Genomic DNA, 14433 nt, shown 5'->3' on the forward strand with positions numbered 1-14433 from the left:
CAGTAAAATTGCCCAACATTGTAGGCCGATTTCGGCTTGATTGTACGAGAAACTTAATGACCCATTTTATTTTTGTTACTGGTGGTGTGGTTTCATCGCTAGGTAAAGGTATTTCTGCTGCTTCAGTTGCTGCACTTTTGGAAGCCCGTGGCTTAAAAGTCACAATGGTTAAAATGGATCCTTACATTAATGTCGATCCGGGGACAATGAGTCCTTTCCAACATGGTGAAGTTTTTGTCACAGAGGATGGTGCCGAAACTGATCTAGACTTGGGTTATTACGAACGTTTCTTACGTCGTGCTAAAATGACCAAACTGAATAACTTTACCAGTGGCCGTGTTTATCAAGATGTTCTAAATAAAGAACGTCGTGGTGATTACTTAGGTGGTACGGTTCAAGTTATTCCACATATTACAGACAACATTAAAGAACGTGTACTTCGCGCAGGTGAAGGTTACGACGTTGCAATCGTTGAGATTGGTGGTACGGTTGGTGATATCGAATCACTTCCATTTATGGAATCAGTTCGTCAGTTAATGGTAGAGCTTGGTCATAAACGTACCATGTTAATGCATTTAACATTGTTGCCTTATATCAAATCTGCGGCTGAGTTAAAAACCAAGCCAACTCAACATTCAGTGAAAGAGCTTCTTTCAATTGGTATTCAGCCAGATATTTTAATCTGCCGTACTGAATATGATGTAGATGTTGATACTAAACGTAAAATTGCATTGTTCACTAACGTGGAAGCGCGTGCCGTTGTGGTATGTAAAGATGCGAAAACGATTTATCAAATTCCACGTACATTCTACGAACAAAACGTTGATGACTTGATCTGTGAACGTTTTGGGTTTAATGATCTTCCAGAAGCTGACTTAACCGATTGGGATAATGTAGTCGAAGCATTATTAAATCCTGAATACACGGTACGTGTTGCGATGGTTGGTAAATATGTAGAACTTCCCGATGCTTATAAATCTGTGAATGAAGCACTTTTACATGCTGGTATCCAAAACCTTGTGAAAGTACAGATTGACTATGTCAATGCTGAAGAACTTGAAACTCAAGACGTTTCTATTTTGCAAACAGCTGACGCAATTTTAGTCCCAGGTGGCTTTGGTGAGCGTGGTACTGAAGGCAAAATGAAAGCTATTCAATATGCACGTGAAAACAAAGTTCCATTCTTGGGTATTTGTTTAGGCATGCAATTGGCTGTAATCGAATATGCACGTCATGTTGCAGCAATGCCAGAAGCATCTTCTACAGAATTTAACCGTTCTACAAAGTATCCATTGATTGGTTTAATTACCGAATGGTTAGATGAGCGTGGCGAGTTACAACAACGCAGCGTAGAATCTGACTTGGGTGGAACTATGCGTTTAGGTGCACAAAAATCTGAATTGGTTGAAGGCACAAAAACTCGTGAAGTTTATGGTAAAGCAGAAATCACTGAGCGTCATCGTCACCGTTATGAAATGAATAATCGTTTCATTGAGTCGATTGAACAAGCTGGTATGAAAATTTCTGGTTACTCTACGGCACAACATTTGGTTGAAACTGTAGAAATTCCTGAACATCCTTGGTTTATTGCTGTACAATTCCACCCGGAATTTACAAGTTCACCACGTGATGGACATCCATTATTTGCTAGTTTTATTGGCGCTGCGAAAACTCAGCATCAAAAAAGTAAATAATGCGATTTTAAATAAACTGGGAAAGTTTAAATGTCACAATTAAAACCACAAGAAGTTGTACGTTTAGGCGATATACAAATGGCAAATCATTTGCCATTTGTATTATTTGGCGGAATGAACGTACTTGAATCAAAAGATTTAGCTTTCGAAATTGCAGAAACTTATGTTGATATTTGCAAACGCTTAGATATTCCTTATGTATTTAAAGCAAGTTTCGATAAAGCAAATCGTTCTAGTCTGCATTCATTCCGTGGTCCTGGACTTGAAAAAGGTATTGAATGGTTAGGCGATATTAAAAAGCATTTTAATGTGCCTATCATTACTGATGTTCATGAACCTCATCAAGCTGAAGCAGTGGCAGAAGTAGCTGATATTATTCAGTTACCGGCTTTCTTAAGTCGCCAAACTGATCTTGTTGAAGCGATGGCAAAAACACAGGCTATTATTAACATTAAGAAAGCTCAGTTTTTGGCACCTCATGAAATGCGTCATATCCTGAATAAATGTTTAGAAGCAGGAAACGATAAACTTATTCTTTGTGAGCGTGGTTCAGCATTTGGCTATAACAACCTTGTTGTAGATATGCTTGGCTTTGACATCATGAAAGAAATGAATGTTCCTGTTTTCTTCGATGTAACACATGCGTTGCAAACTCCTGGTGGTCGTGCTGACTCGGCAGGTGGTCGTCGTGCTCAAATTACAACTTTAGCACGCGCTGGAATGGCAACAGGCTTGGCTGGATTGTTCTTGGAAGCTCATCCTGACCCAGAACATGCAAAATGCGATGGACCTTGTGCATTACGCATGTCGCAGCTTGAGCCGTTCTTGGCACAAATAAAAGAATTGGATACTTTGGTTAAAGGATTCAAAAAGTTAGACACCCATTGAGTTTTTACTCATTTACGCTGCTTTAATCGCAGCTCATATTCATTCAACAGAGGAATTGTTCATGAGCCAAATCGTTGACATCCGTGCACGTGAAATTTTGGACTCTCGTGGTAACCCAACCATCGAAGCAGACGTAATTTTAGAATCTGGGGTTGTTGGTCGTGCATGTGCACCATCTGGTGCTTCAACTGGTTCTCGTGAAGCTTTAGAACTACGTGACGGTGATAAATCACGTTACTTAGGTAAAGGCGTTAAAACTGCGGTTAACAACGTAAACACGATTATCCGTGACGCTTTAGTGGGCAAATCAGTATTTGAACAAAAAGACATCGACACTACGATGATCGAACTTGATGGTACTGAAAACAAAGAAAAATTGGGTGCGAATGCAACTTTAGCTGTGTCATTAGCTGCTGCGCGTGCTGCTGCTGATGAAAAGAAAATTCCTCTTTTCCAATACATCGCTGACTTACGTGGTCAAACGATTTTGACTATGCCTGTACCAATGATGAACATCATCAATGGTGGTTCGCATGCAGACAACAACGTTGATATTCAAGAGTTTATGATTGAGCCAGTAGGCTTCACTTCATTTGCTGAAGCATTACGTGCTGGTGCTGAAATTTTCCATTCACTAAAATCAGTTTTAAACAAAAAAGGTTTAAACACTGCTGTAGGTGATGAAGGTGGTTTTGCACCAAACTTGCGTTCAAACGAAGAAGCAATCACTGTTATTCTTGAAGCTATCGGTCAAACTGGTTACAAAGCTGGTTCTGACATTATGTTGGCGCTTGACTGTGCATCTTCAGAATTCTATAAAAATGGTCAATATGTTCTTGCGGGTGAAGGCAATAAAGCATTCACAAGAAACCAATTCTCTGACTATTTAGCTGGCCTTGTAAACCAATATCCAATTATTTCAATTGAAGATGGTTTAGATGAATCAGATTGGGAAGGTTGGTCTTACTTGACATCTATCCTTGGTGACAAAATCCAATTGGTTGGTGATGACCTATTCGTTACAAACCCTAAGATTTTACAACGTGGTATTAATGAGAAAGTAGGTAACTCTATCTTAATCAAATACAACCAAATTGGTACGTTGACTGAAACTCTTGATGCAATTTACCTTGCTAAAGAAAATGGTTATACAACTGTAATTTCTCACCGTTCTGGCGAAACTGAAGATTCAACTATTGCTGACTTAGCAGTAGGTACAGCGGCTGGTCAAATTAAGACTGGTTCACTTTGCCGTTCTGACCGTGTTTCTAAGTACAACCAATTACTTCGTATTGAAGAATTGACTAAAGCTGCTTACCGCGGTAAAGCTGAGTTTAAAGGTTTAAACTAATCTTTAAATAAAAAGTTAAAATTAGTTTTTTAACATTTTAAGGTGCTATTTCTCTCTTTTAATGGGAAATAGCACCTTTTTTAATTTATAAAAATAAGTTGGTTTTTCATTTTCTATTACTTCTTTTATTAAATCTCAAAAATGCAAAATTCTATCTGTTACAGTTTTTTGCAAAAAGCTAATATCTGATATTTATAATACTCAATTGTTTTTATTATCCTAGACGACGGGTTTTTAACGACTTAGCCCAACTATGGTGTTTGCAACGAGAACACTCTTGATCGAGTGTATTTAGAATTTTAGTTTCGCCACATTTCATACATGAATAAAAAGTATTGATTTTAAGTACGTCAGCTTTGCAATAAGCATCAGGGAATAGGGGGAGTCCCCATTGTACCTCTTCATCTTCATAGTACAATAAACTGAGGATGCCATCAGACTCTAATAAAGCTGTTCTCACTTGGCCCAAATGTTCAACATTTTGTTGGCGCATCTCTGAGAAAAACTCATCATGTGAATAGGATTGTTTTTGGAAATCTTTGTAGACTAAAAGTCCATCTTTAACCACGCAGAGAGCCTTTCCTTCTAATAGATCTTCAATTTTTTTATGCTTCACCATCGCCCAAGTTACAAGACGATAGAGAAAAAGAATAACAATAAAAGCGACTAAAGCATGCGCGATAGGTAAGTCCTTGGTAAACATGGGGTCACCAGCAGCAGAACCTAAACATAAAATAATTGCGAGTTCAAAAAGGGAAAGTTGGCGAATACCTCGTTTACCTGATAGTCTTAAAAAACTAATAATAATGATAAACATGACGAAACATCGAACCAAAATTTCTAGAACGAAGGTCCAGGTCGTGTCACCTATGAAAATATTAAAAAAATCCATTTTTTCTCCTTTTAATAGGCGGAAGAAGTCTTTATAAAATTCTTAGCAAATTAAAAATATAAAAAATATACTTTTTAAGTAGTTATTGGTTAAAAATATAAGAATTTTGTGGTGTTATATGTTTGTATTTCTGATTTATTTAAGCTGTATTTTTATGATTTAAACTTTAATTAAATATATATTATTTAGTTAAACACGATATAAGTGAATTTTACTTTAAAATAACTAGGTTAATTATAATGCATCCAATAAATATTCTATTTGTGGCAGGTTATGGTCCTATAACTTGTGATGATAATACGAGTAAGCAATTATATTTAAATACTTTAGGTTTGCCGCTCAAGAAAATGGAAGGTAATGAATCTTATATGTTAGTTGATGAAGGTAGTCTAGAAGGTGTAAAACACTTTGCTTTATGGCCTTTATCTCAAGCAGCTGATTCTTGTTTTGGCCAAAATATTTGGCCCACTCATTTGAATATTCCTCAAAGTTGGATCGAATTTGAGGTTGAAAATTTGAAATTGGCATCAAATGAAATGATCTCAAAAGGTTATGAACTTCTTGTAAATAATAGACTGGAGCCTTGGGGACAAGCTGTTACACGATTCTTAAGTCCTGAAGGAATTTTAATTGGTTTGACCGTAACCCCATGGTTAAGGTAAATACTTTTGGTTTGTAGGATAGCTAAAAATTATGGGGTGAGATTGATTTATAAGCAATTGTACTTATAAATATTATTTCCCTTTCAAATTCCATTCTTTTTTGACAAAATGAAACATGTCACAATGGTCAATTAAAGTAATATGCCCATTAATAATTTTGCTTAAATTTTTGCAGGAATTGCGCATGCTACTTGTTAATTACTATACAATACAAACTCTTAACGAAAGTTTTTAATTAAAAATCTTAATGATATGTTAGAAGTATTTCGATCCACTTCAAGCAAACTGATATTGCTACTTGTTATTGTTTTAGTAGCTATACTGCAATATCAATTTTGGTTAGGTGAGGGTGGCTATATCCCTCATCAAGCTCTCATGCAACAAATTCAGCAACAAGCTGAGGTAAATGAAGAGCTTAAAGAACGAAACCGTATTTTGGCGGCAGAGGTTTTTGACCTGAAAAATGGTACAGAAGCAATAGAAGAACATGCCCGTCTTGATCTTGGTTTGGTTAAACCTCACGAGACATTTGTTCAAATGAGTACAATCAGTACCCATTACAAACCTATTTATATTGACCCGAACGCTAAAGTTGATTTGGAAACGAATGAGACACCTGCATCCCCAGATATCCCAGACTAAATTATGGGCAGTGATTCCAGCTGCAGGATCGGGAAGTCGTTTTTCTAAAACTGAATTGAAGCAGTATCAATATATTCAGAATAGGACTGTTTTAGAACATACGATTGGCCGTATAAGCCAACTTCCGTTAAATGGTTATGTTTTGGCAATTGGTACACAAGATACCTTTGCTCAGACTCTCGCATTTCAAAATATAGATAAGGCGCATTTTTGCATTGGTGGAGCTGAGCGAGTTCATTCAGTGTTAAATGCGTTAAATCATCTTTTAAATTTTGCCGATGAAAATGACTGGGTTCTTGTGCATGATGCGGCTCGCCCTTGTGTAACCATTGATTGTTTAAGTGCACTTGTGGCAAATGCAATTGAATCAAATGAGAGTGCTATTTTAGCAATTCCTGTTCGTGATACTTTAAAGCAGGTTAAGTCAGGCAATCAAATTGATAAAACAGTCAGCCGAGATTTATTATGGCAAGCTCAAACTCCTCAAATTACTAAAATCGGTAAACTCAAAAAAGCAATTGAATATGCTTTAGAAAATAACGTCACTATTACCGATGAAGCAAGTGCTCTCGAGTATATGGGTGAGACTGTACAGGTCGTAATGGGGCGTTCGGATAACATAAAAATTACCTATCCTGATGATTTAGAACTTGCACGTTTGATTCTGCAATCTCAGTCTTAATTCTATTATTTTTAACTTGCTTGGATGATTCGCTCGCCTAAGCAAGTTTTCTACATATCTATTTATAACCACTCATATTCTTTTACATTGATAAGTTTTAGGATTTATCAAGATCGTACAACTACCTTAGATAATGTTCGATCATCGAACAAAAATTATTTATACCGAACAAAACCATGGTTTGATAACTAGATCAAATTATAAAAATTATCAAGAATGTCTAAAAGGGAAATCTAAGGGAAACACTCAGGATTGAGTGAAATATTTATCTGTTCATTCTACCTCAGTGTGCCTAAATCTCTTATCTATTTCTTCCTGAATGAGCACAATGGAGTTGTCTAATGATTGACAAAAGTAAGTCCTCTCTTAGCGAGGTACTATCGCAGATTAAAGATGGTGCAACCATTCTGATTGGTGGTTTTGGTACCGCAGGACAACCCGCTGAACTCATTGATGGACTAATTGAACTGGGTATTAAAGACCTGACCATTGTGAGTAACAATGCCGGTAATGGCGATTATGGTCTGGCTAAACTGCTTAAAGCTGGTTCTGTTAAAAAAGTAATCTGTTCTTTCCCACGTCAGTCAGACTCTTATGTGTTTGATGAATTGTACCGTGCCGGAAAGGTAGAGCTTGAAGTAGTACCACAAGGTAATCTGGCATGTCGTATTCAGGCAGCAGGTATGGGACTTGGCGCTGTGTTTACCCCAACCGGCTTTGGAACACTTTTAGCTGAAGGCAAAGAAACTCGCCAGATTGATGGTAAAGATTACGTACTCGAATATCCGATCAAGGCTGATTTTGCCCTGATTAAAGCTTATAAGGGCGATCGTTGGGGCAATCTGGTTTACCGTAAATCTGCCCGTAACTTTGGCCCGATTATGGCCATGGCTGCCGATGTCACCATTGTTCAGGTTTCTGAAGTAGTTGAGCTAGGTGGACTAGATCCAGAGCACATCATCACCCCAGGTATCTTTGTACAGCACGTTGTACAAGTACAGCCCGCACAGTAAGCAATAAGGAGAAATAACATGAGCTACCAGAAACTCAGCCGTGACCAGATTGCAAAACGTGTGGCACAAGATATTCCAGATGGTGCCTATGTAAACCTAGGTATTGGCTTACCAACCAAGATTGCAAGCTATTTACCTAACGACAAAGATATTTTTCTTCATTCTGAAAATGGCCTGTTGGCTTTTGGCCCGCCACCAGCAGCAGGTGAAGAAGACCCTGAACTGATTAATGCAGGTAAAGAGTTTGTGACCATGCTTGAAGGCGGCAGCTTTTTCCACCATGGCGACTCATTTGCAATGATGCGTGGTGGTCACCTTGATATTGCCGTGCTGGGCGCATTTCAGGTTGCTGCGAATGGTGACTTGGCGAATTGGCACACGGGTGCACCGGATGCGATTCCTGCGGTAGGTGGTGCGATGGATTTAGCTGTAGGTGCTAAAAAAGTATTTATCACCACAGATCACGTGACCAAGCAAGGTGAGCCGAAGATTGTGGCTGAGCTGAGCTATCCGGTAACTGGAAAAAACTGTGTAGACCGTATTTATACCGATCTTTGTGTGATTGACGTGACCCAAGATGGTTTAAAGGTGCTTGAAAAAATTGAAGGTCTTAGCTTTGATGAGTTACAGGCTTTAACTGGTGCAACTTTGATTGATGCGACTCAAGGGTAAGGAAGTAGGGAAATGACATTAAAAAACGCTTATATCATCGATGCCATCCGTACTCCATTCGGCCGTTATGCCGGTGGTCTTGCACCTGTCCGTGCCGATGACCTTGGTGCTGTGCCGATTAAAGCTCTCATGCAGCGCAACCCAAATGTAGATTGGGAACAGGTCGATGATGTGATCTATGGCTGTGCCAACCAAGCTGGTGAAGATAACCGTAATATCGGTCGTATGTCAGCACTACTTGCTGGTTTACCGTATCAAGTACCAGCAACCACCATTAACCGTCTCTGTGGTTCTTCACTCGATGCCATTGCCATTGCTGCCCGTGCCATTAAAGCCGGTGAAGCAAACTTGGTGATTGCAGGTGGTGTGGAAAGCATGAGCCGTGCACCTTATGTGATGGGTAAGTCTGACAGTGCTTTTGGCCGTAGCCAGAAGATTGAAGACACCACCATGGGCTGGCGTTTCGTTAACCCAAAACTCAAAGAATTGTATGGTGTAGACACCATGCCCCAGACTGCCGAAAACGTGGCTGAACAGTTCAACGTGAATCGTGCAGATCAGGACCAGTTTGCCTTGGTGAGCCAACAACGCACCGCAAGCGCGCAAGCCAAAGGCTTTTTTTCTAAAGAAATCATGGCAGTTGAAATCCCTCAGCGTAAGGGTGATGCTGTTGTGATTGATACCGATGAACACCCACGTGCATCAACCACGCTTGAAGCTTTAAGTAAACTTAAACCTGTTGTCAAAGCAGAGGGCACGGTCACTGCGGGTAATGCTTCAGGTATTAACGATGGTGCTGCTGCACTGCTGATTGCTTCTGATGAGGCAGTTCAAGCTTACAACCTCAAACCACGTGCGAAGATCATTGCTTCAACAGCAGTGGGTGTAGAACCACGCATTATGGGTTTTGCTCCAGCACCAGCGATTAAGAAATTACTTAAACAAGCCAACCTGACTTTAGATCAGATGGATGTGATTGAGCTGAATGAAGCCTTTGCTGCACAGGCTTTGGCCGTGACCCGTGATTTAGGCTTGCCAGACGATAGCAACAAGGTAAATCCAAACGGTGGTGCCATTGCATTAGGCCATCCACTTGGTGCATCAGGTGCACGGCTCGTGACCACAGCCTTAAACCAGCTTGAACAAACAGGCGGTCGTTATGCCTTATGTTCAATGTGTATTGGTGTAGGTCAAGGCATCGCTTTGATTATTGAGAGAGTCTAATCATGAGCCAGTTATATGCCAGCTTGTTTTATCAAAAAGACGTCACTGACATCTTTAGTGACTCATCTTTAATCACATATATGATTCAGGTTGAAGTTGCGTTAGCTCAAGCACAGGCAAAAGTTGGCGTGATTCCTCAAAATGCGGCTAATACCATTGCCCAAGTAGCTGAGCAGGCACTAGAAAAGTTTGATTTTCCAGCGCTGGCTTTAGCAACTGGCTTAGCTGGAAATATCGCAATTCCATTTGTAAAACAACTTACGGCAATTGTTAAAGATGTAGATGAAGATGCTTCACGTTATGTGCATTGGGGCGCAACAAGTCAGGATATTTTAGACACAGCTTGTATTTTGCAATGCCGCGATGCGTTAAACATTGTGGAAGCACAACTTCAACTCTGCTACACCACTGCATTACAACAAGCTAAGCAATATCGCCATCAAGTCATGATTGGACGTACATGGTTACAGCAAGCTTTGCCAATCACTTTAGGGCATAAACTCGCTCGTTGGGCTTCTGCATTTAAACGTGATTTAGATCGTATCCAAGCCATGAAATCACGCGTATTCACTGCTCAGTTAGGTGGGGCTGTGGGTTCGCTAGCTTCTTTGCAAGATCAAGGTTCAGTTGTGGTCAGTGCATTTGCTCAAGAGCTGAATCTGACTGTACCGACAAGTACATGGCATGGTGAGCGCGACCGTATTGTAGAAATCGCAAGTGTGCTTGGCATCATTGTCGGGAATACCGGCAAGATGGCACGTGATTGGTCGCTCATGATGCAAACAGAAATTGCAGAATTGTTTGAACCAACTGCAAAGGGTCGTGGTGGTTCATCGACTATGCCGCATAAGCGTAATCCAGTCGCAGCAGCCTCAGTACTTGCAGCAGCAAATCGTGTACCAGCACTTATGTCTAGCATCTATCAAAGCATGGTGCAGGAACATGAGCGTAGTTTAGGCGCGTGGCATGCAGAATGGTTAGCAATCCCTGAAATTTTTCAGCTTTGTGCTGGAGCATTAACTCGTACTGGTGAAGTTTTACAAGGTTTCGAAGTTAATGCTGAGCATATGCAGCAGAACCTTGACTGTACCAACGGGTTGATTATGGCAGAAGCTGTCATGATGGCACTTGCTCCAAAAATTGGACGTTTAAATGCTCATCATGTTGTTGAAGCAGCTTGTAAAACAGCCGTGGCTCAAAAGCAGCATTTATCTGAGGTTGTTAGTCAGTTAGATGAAGTAAAAGAACATTTTACTCAAACAGAAATTTTGGAAATATTTAAGGCAGAAAACTATTTGGGCAACATTCAAGCTCAAATTGATGCTGTTCTGCAAGAAGCACAAGGAGGAGATATAAAGTGAAACAGCTTATAACTAATCGACAAGGTAAACAGCTCGCTGTATATACCGATGGATTAAAAGATGCTCCAGCACTTGTGTTATCTAACTCGTTAGGAACAGATCATGGAATGTGGCAGCCGCAAGTAAATGAGCTTAAAAGTCATTTCAATGTCATTACATACGACACACGTGGTCATGGCGAAAGTGATGTGATCGCCGAATCATCTTTACAAAATTTAGGTGAAGATGTTGCTGATATTTTAGATGCCTTAGATATTGAAAAAGCTCATTTTTGTGGAATTTCTATGGGCGGAATTACAGGGCTTTGGTTAGCTATCCATTATCCAGAGCGCTTTCTAAGCATTACTGTCGCAAATTCGGCGGCAAAAATTGGACAGGCTGAGGCGTGGTTGAGTCGAGCAGAATCAGTAGAACAAAATGGACTGGCTGAATTGGTTAAAACTACGCATACACGTTGGTTTAGCGAAAAATTCGACTATCAACATAATGTGGTTGCACAAACGACGATTCAAAGTCTGGCAAACACACCAGCACAAGGTTATGCCAATGCGTGTCGGGCTTTAGCACATGCTGATTTAAGAGATGAAATTACGCAAATCCAAGTTCCGGTATTGCTTATTGTAGGAACGGCAGATCCTGTGACCACAGTAGCAGATGCTGAGTTTATGCAGAATGCTATCAAGAACAGTCAAATTGCTAAATTGGAAGCATCTCATCTTTCTAATATTGAGCAACCGCAAAGATTTACTCAGGAATTAACTAGGTTTATTCAGCAACTCTAATAGCTTAGTCGTTTAAAAGGAATTGGCCTTAAGGAGGCAAATATGGCGTCTCAGGATTACGCTGCACCAAATAAAAGTATCGATGCTCAGGTACTCATTAATGATGCTCCACTCAGTAAGTATCAATGGATGATCGCAATCATCTGTTTCTTAATTATTTTTACTGACGGTATCGATACTGCTGCAATGGGTTTTATCGCTCCAGCATTGGCTCAAGACTGGGGCGTTGATCGCTCTCAGTTAGGCCCAGTGATGAGTGCTGCACTTGGTGGAATGATTATTGGAGCTTTGGTTTCTGGCCCAACAGCTGACCGTATTGGTCGCAAAATTGTTTTAGCCGTATCAATGCTGATTTTTGGCGGTTTTACCTTGGCATCTGCTTATGCAACTAACCTAGATAGCCTTGTCGTTTTACGCTTTTTGACAGGTATTGGTCTGGGGGCAGCGATGCCAAATGCTACCACATTATTCTCTGAATATTGTCCAACACGCATTCGTTCACTACTGGTGACATGTATGTTCTGTGGCTACAACTTAGGTATGGCAACAGGTGGCTTTATTAGTAGCTGGCTCATTCCAACCTATGGTTGGCACAGTCTATTTTTGCTTGGTGGTTGGTCACCTTTAATCTTAATGATTTTAGTGATTGTGTTTTTACCTGAGTCATATCGCTTTTTAATTGTTAAAGGTAAAGACCCTGAAAAAGTACGCAAAATTTTAAATCATATTGCGCCAACTCAAGTTCAAGACGTAAGCACTTTTTATGTTCCTGAAGAGAAAACTGAAACAGCTCAAAAGAAAAATGTCTTTGGAATTATGTTTTCTAAACCATATGCGAAAGGAACACTTTTGCTTTGGTTGACTTATTTCATGGGCTTAGTGGTTGTTTACTTGCTTACAAGCTGGTTACCAACACTCATGCGTGAAACTGGTGCTTCAATGGAGCGTGCTGCATTTATTGGTGGTTTGTTCCAGTTTGGTGGTGTGGTGAGTGCATTGTTTATTGGTTGGGCGATGGACAAATTTAACCCGAACCGAGTCATTGCCATTTTCTACTTTGCCGCAGGTCTATTTGCGATTGCTGTTGGTCAAAGCTTAGGAAATTCAACATTACTTGCTGTATTGGTTCTTTGCGCAGGTATCGCGATTAATGGTGCGCAATCTTCAATGCCAGCATTAAGTGCTCGTTTCTATCCAACGCAGTGCCGTGCAACGGGTGTCTCTTGGATGACAGGTATTGGACGTTTCGGTGCGGTATTTGGTGCTTGGATTGGTGCCGTACTACTTGGTAATGATTGGTCGTTTACTGCCATTCTCAGTTTATTACTAATTCCAGCGACTGCTGCGGCTGTTGCTGTATTTGTTAAATCACTTGTTGCGCATACCGATGCAACTTAATAGAGGTCTATCACAATGAATGATGAACAACGCTACAAACAAGGCATTGAAGTGCGGACTGAAGTTTTGGGTGAAAAGCATGTTGGTCGGTCTTTGCAAAACTTAAATGACTTTAATCAAGATTTTCAAAATTTTATTAGCCGTTATGCATGGGGTGAGGTGTGGTCTCGTCCGGGCCTACCGCGTCATACACGTAGTTTAGTGACGATCGCAATTTTATTGGCGCTTGGCCGCGAAGATGAACTACGCATGCATTTACGTGCTTGTTTCAACAATGGTGTAACCAAAGAAGATTTAAAAGAGTTGATCTTACATAGCTCGCTCTATGCAGGTTTACCTGCTGCAAATGCTGCAATGCATATGGCCGAAGAAGTCTTTAAAGAGTTGGGAATAGAAGTCAACTCAGTTGCAGCAAAAGAACAGGATTAAGGAGATAAAGATGTCACAACATAGCTGGGGTGCTTACGCCCAACGTAATACAGAAGACCATCCACCTGCATATGCAGAAGGTTATAAGACAAGTGTTTTACGTTCGCCAAAAAATGCATTGATTTCTATTAATGAGACTTTAACTGAAGTTACTTCACCGCATTTTTCTTCAAATTTGTTTGGCCCAAAAGATAACGATTTGATTTTGAACTATGCCAAAGATGGTTTACCAATTGGTGAGCGTGTCATTGTTCATGGTTATGTCCGTGACCAGTTTGGTCGTCCTGTAAAAAATGCACTTTTAGAAGTATGGCAAGCCAATGCTTCTGGTCGTTATCGCCATCCAAACGATAAGTTTATTGGTGCAATGGACCCTAACTTCGGTGGTTGTGGCCGTACATTAACTGACGAAAATGGTTTTTATATTTTCCGTACCATTAAACCAGGTCCATATCCGTGGCGTAACCGTATCAATGAATGGCGTCCAGCTCATATCCATTTCTCTTTAATTGCTGATGGTTGGGCTCAGCGCCTAATTTCGCAGTTTTATTTTGAAGGCGATACATTAATTGACACTTGCCCGATTTTAAAAACGATTCCTTCTGAAGATCAACGTCGTGCATTGATTGCACTAGAAGATAAAAACAACTTTATCGAAGCTGATAGCCGTTGTTACCGTTTTGACATCACTTTACGTGGACGTCGAGCGACTTACTTCGAAAATGATTTGACTTAATCGGGAG

At 40.2% G+C, this 14433-nt stretch carries 15 protein-coding genes; 14 read left to right on the forward strand and 1 reads right to left on the reverse strand.

The genetic code is table 11. From position 1 onward, the window contains the following. Positions 1-56: 56 nt before the first annotated feature. The 3 genes from F935_RS05285 (at position 57) to eno (ending at position 3933) form a co-directional block, all read left to right on the forward strand. The gene (locus F935_RS05285; protein WP_016137953.1) at positions 57-1694 is read left to right on the forward strand and encodes a CTP synthase; all 1638 of its coding nucleotides are present in this window, start codon (positions 57-59) and stop codon (positions 1692-1694) included. Positions 1695-1724: 30 nt separating this feature from the next. After that, complete coding sequence (gene kdsA / locus F935_RS05290; protein WP_016137954.1) at positions 1725-2582, forward strand: 3-deoxy-8-phosphooctulonate synthase; 858 nt, start codon at positions 1725-1727, stop codon at positions 2580-2582. A gap of 61 nt (positions 2583-2643) precedes the next feature. Further along, positions 2644-3933, forward strand: a complete 1290-nt coding sequence (eno, locus tag F935_RS05295) for a phosphopyruvate hydratase (protein ID WP_016137955.1) — start codon at positions 2644-2646, stop codon at positions 3931-3933. 214 nt (positions 3934-4147) lie between these two features. Here eno and F935_RS05300 read toward each other — a convergent pair whose 3' ends face one another. Continuing rightward, a complete protein-coding gene (locus F935_RS05300) occupies positions 4148-4825 on the reverse strand; it encodes a DUF421 domain-containing protein (RefSeq protein ID WP_016137956.1) in 678 nt (225 codons plus the stop codon). A gap of 239 nt (positions 4826-5064) precedes the next feature. Between F935_RS05300 and F935_RS05305 the strand changes: the two genes are divergently transcribed. From F935_RS05305 to pcaH, 11 genes are all read left to right on the forward strand, one after another. After that, complete coding sequence (locus tag F935_RS05305; RefSeq protein WP_016137957.1) at positions 5065-5487, forward strand: VOC family protein; 423 nt, start codon at positions 5065-5067, stop codon at positions 5485-5487. Positions 5488-5739: 252 nt separating this feature from the next. Further along, positions 5740-6129 carry a cell division protein FtsB gene (ftsB, locus tag F935_RS05310; protein WP_004643028.1) on the forward strand — a complete coding sequence of 130 codons (390 nt, stop codon included), beginning with the start codon at positions 5740-5742 and terminating at the stop codon, positions 6127-6129. After that, on the forward strand, positions 6095-6811 hold the full coding sequence (ispD, locus tag F935_RS05315) for a 2-C-methyl-D-erythritol 4-phosphate cytidylyltransferase (RefSeq protein WP_016137958.1): 717 nt from the start codon (positions 6095-6097) through the stop codon (positions 6809-6811). The genes ftsB and ispD overlap by 35 nt, the downstream gene beginning before the upstream one ends. 341 nt (positions 6812-7152) lie before the next feature. Next, a complete protein-coding gene (locus F935_RS05320) occupies positions 7153-7824 on the forward strand; it encodes a 3-oxoacid CoA-transferase subunit A (protein WP_005305950.1) in 672 nt (223 codons plus the stop codon). A gap of 18 nt (positions 7825-7842) precedes the next feature. Next, complete coding sequence (locus F935_RS05325; protein WP_016137959.1) at positions 7843-8496, forward strand: 3-oxoacid CoA-transferase subunit B; 654 nt, start codon at positions 7843-7845, stop codon at positions 8494-8496. A 12-nt stretch (positions 8497-8508) separates the two neighbouring features. Next, positions 8509-9720, forward strand: coding sequence for a 3-oxoadipyl-CoA thiolase (pcaF, locus tag F935_RS05330; protein WP_016137960.1), 1212 nt, complete (start codon positions 8509-8511; stop codon positions 9718-9720). A 2-nt stretch (positions 9721-9722) separates the two neighbouring features. Further along, positions 9723-11081 carry a 3-carboxy-cis,cis-muconate cycloisomerase gene (gene pcaB, locus F935_RS05335; RefSeq protein ID WP_016137961.1) on the forward strand — a complete coding sequence of 453 codons (1359 nt, stop codon included), beginning with the start codon at positions 9723-9725 and terminating at the stop codon, positions 11079-11081. Beyond that, positions 11078-11863: a 3-oxoadipate enol-lactonase gene (gene pcaD, locus F935_RS05340; RefSeq protein ID WP_016137962.1), complete on the forward strand. Its 786-nt coding sequence runs from the start codon at positions 11078-11080 to the stop codon at positions 11861-11863. Before pcaB ends, pcaD begins: the two co-directional genes overlap by 4 nt. Before the next feature lie 42 nt (positions 11864-11905). After that, on the forward strand, positions 11906-13261 hold the full coding sequence (locus F935_RS05345) for a 4-hydroxybenzoate transporter PcaK (RefSeq protein WP_016137963.1): 1356 nt from the start codon (positions 11906-11908) through the stop codon (positions 13259-13261). 15 nt (positions 13262-13276) lie between these two features. Beyond that, positions 13277-13690 (forward strand): 4-carboxymuconolactone decarboxylase, encoded by a 414-nt coding sequence (gene pcaC / locus F935_RS05350; protein WP_005306044.1) that lies wholly within the window; start codon positions 13277-13279, stop codon positions 13688-13690. Between the two features lie 10 nt (positions 13691-13700). Then, positions 13701-14426 carry a protocatechuate 3,4-dioxygenase subunit beta gene (gene pcaH / locus F935_RS05355; RefSeq protein ID WP_016137964.1) on the forward strand — a complete coding sequence of 242 codons (726 nt, stop codon included), beginning with the start codon at positions 13701-13703 and terminating at the stop codon, positions 14424-14426. Positions 14427-14433: the final 7 nt, after the last annotated feature.

Source organism: Acinetobacter calcoaceticus ANC 3811, assembly GCF_000399665.1.
Taxonomy (GTDB): Bacteria; Pseudomonadota; Gammaproteobacteria; order Pseudomonadales; family Moraxellaceae; genus Acinetobacter; species Acinetobacter calcoaceticus_B.

Bases quoted from the DNA above. Each gene is read 5' to 3' on its own strand.
- pcaH (WP_016137964.1), top strand. From the start codon at position 13,701: ATGTCACAACATAGCTGGGGTGCTTACGCCCAACGTAATACAGAAGAC.
- F935_RS05285 (WP_016137953.1), top strand. From the start codon at position 57: ATGACCCATTTTATTTTTGTTACTGGTGGTGTGGTTTCATCGCTAGGT.
- ftsB (WP_004643028.1), top strand. From the start codon at position 5,740: ATGTTAGAAGTATTTCGATCCACTTCAAGCAAACTGATATTGCTACTT.
- eno (WP_016137955.1), top strand. From the start codon at position 2,644: ATGAGCCAAATCGTTGACATCCGTGCACGTGAAATTTTGGACTCTCGT.
- ispD (WP_016137958.1), top strand. From the start codon at position 6,095: ATGAGACACCTGCATCCCCAGATATCCCAGACTAAATTATGGGCAGTG.
- F935_RS05345 (WP_016137963.1), top strand. From the start codon at position 11,906: ATGGCGTCTCAGGATTACGCTGCACCAAATAAAAGTATCGATGCTCAG.
- F935_RS05320 (WP_005305950.1), top strand. From the start codon at position 7,153: ATGATTGACAAAAGTAAGTCCTCTCTTAGCGAGGTACTATCGCAGATT.
- F935_RS05300 (WP_016137956.1), bottom strand. From the start codon at position 4,825: ATGGATTTTTTTAATATTTTCATAGGTGACACGACCTGGACCTTCGTT.
- pcaC (WP_005306044.1), top strand. From the start codon at position 13,277: ATGAATGATGAACAACGCTACAAACAAGGCATTGAAGTGCGGACTGAA.
- pcaB (WP_016137961.1), top strand. From the start codon at position 9,723: ATGAGCCAGTTATATGCCAGCTTGTTTTATCAAAAAGACGTCACTGAC.
- pcaF (WP_016137960.1), top strand. From the start codon at position 8,509: ATGACATTAAAAAACGCTTATATCATCGATGCCATCCGTACTCCATTC.
- F935_RS05305 (WP_016137957.1), top strand. From the start codon at position 5,065: ATGCATCCAATAAATATTCTATTTGTGGCAGGTTATGGTCCTATAACT.
- kdsA (WP_016137954.1), top strand. From the start codon at position 1,725: ATGTCACAATTAAAACCACAAGAAGTTGTACGTTTAGGCGATATACAA.
- F935_RS05325 (WP_016137959.1), top strand. From the start codon at position 7,843: ATGAGCTACCAGAAACTCAGCCGTGACCAGATTGCAAAACGTGTGGCA.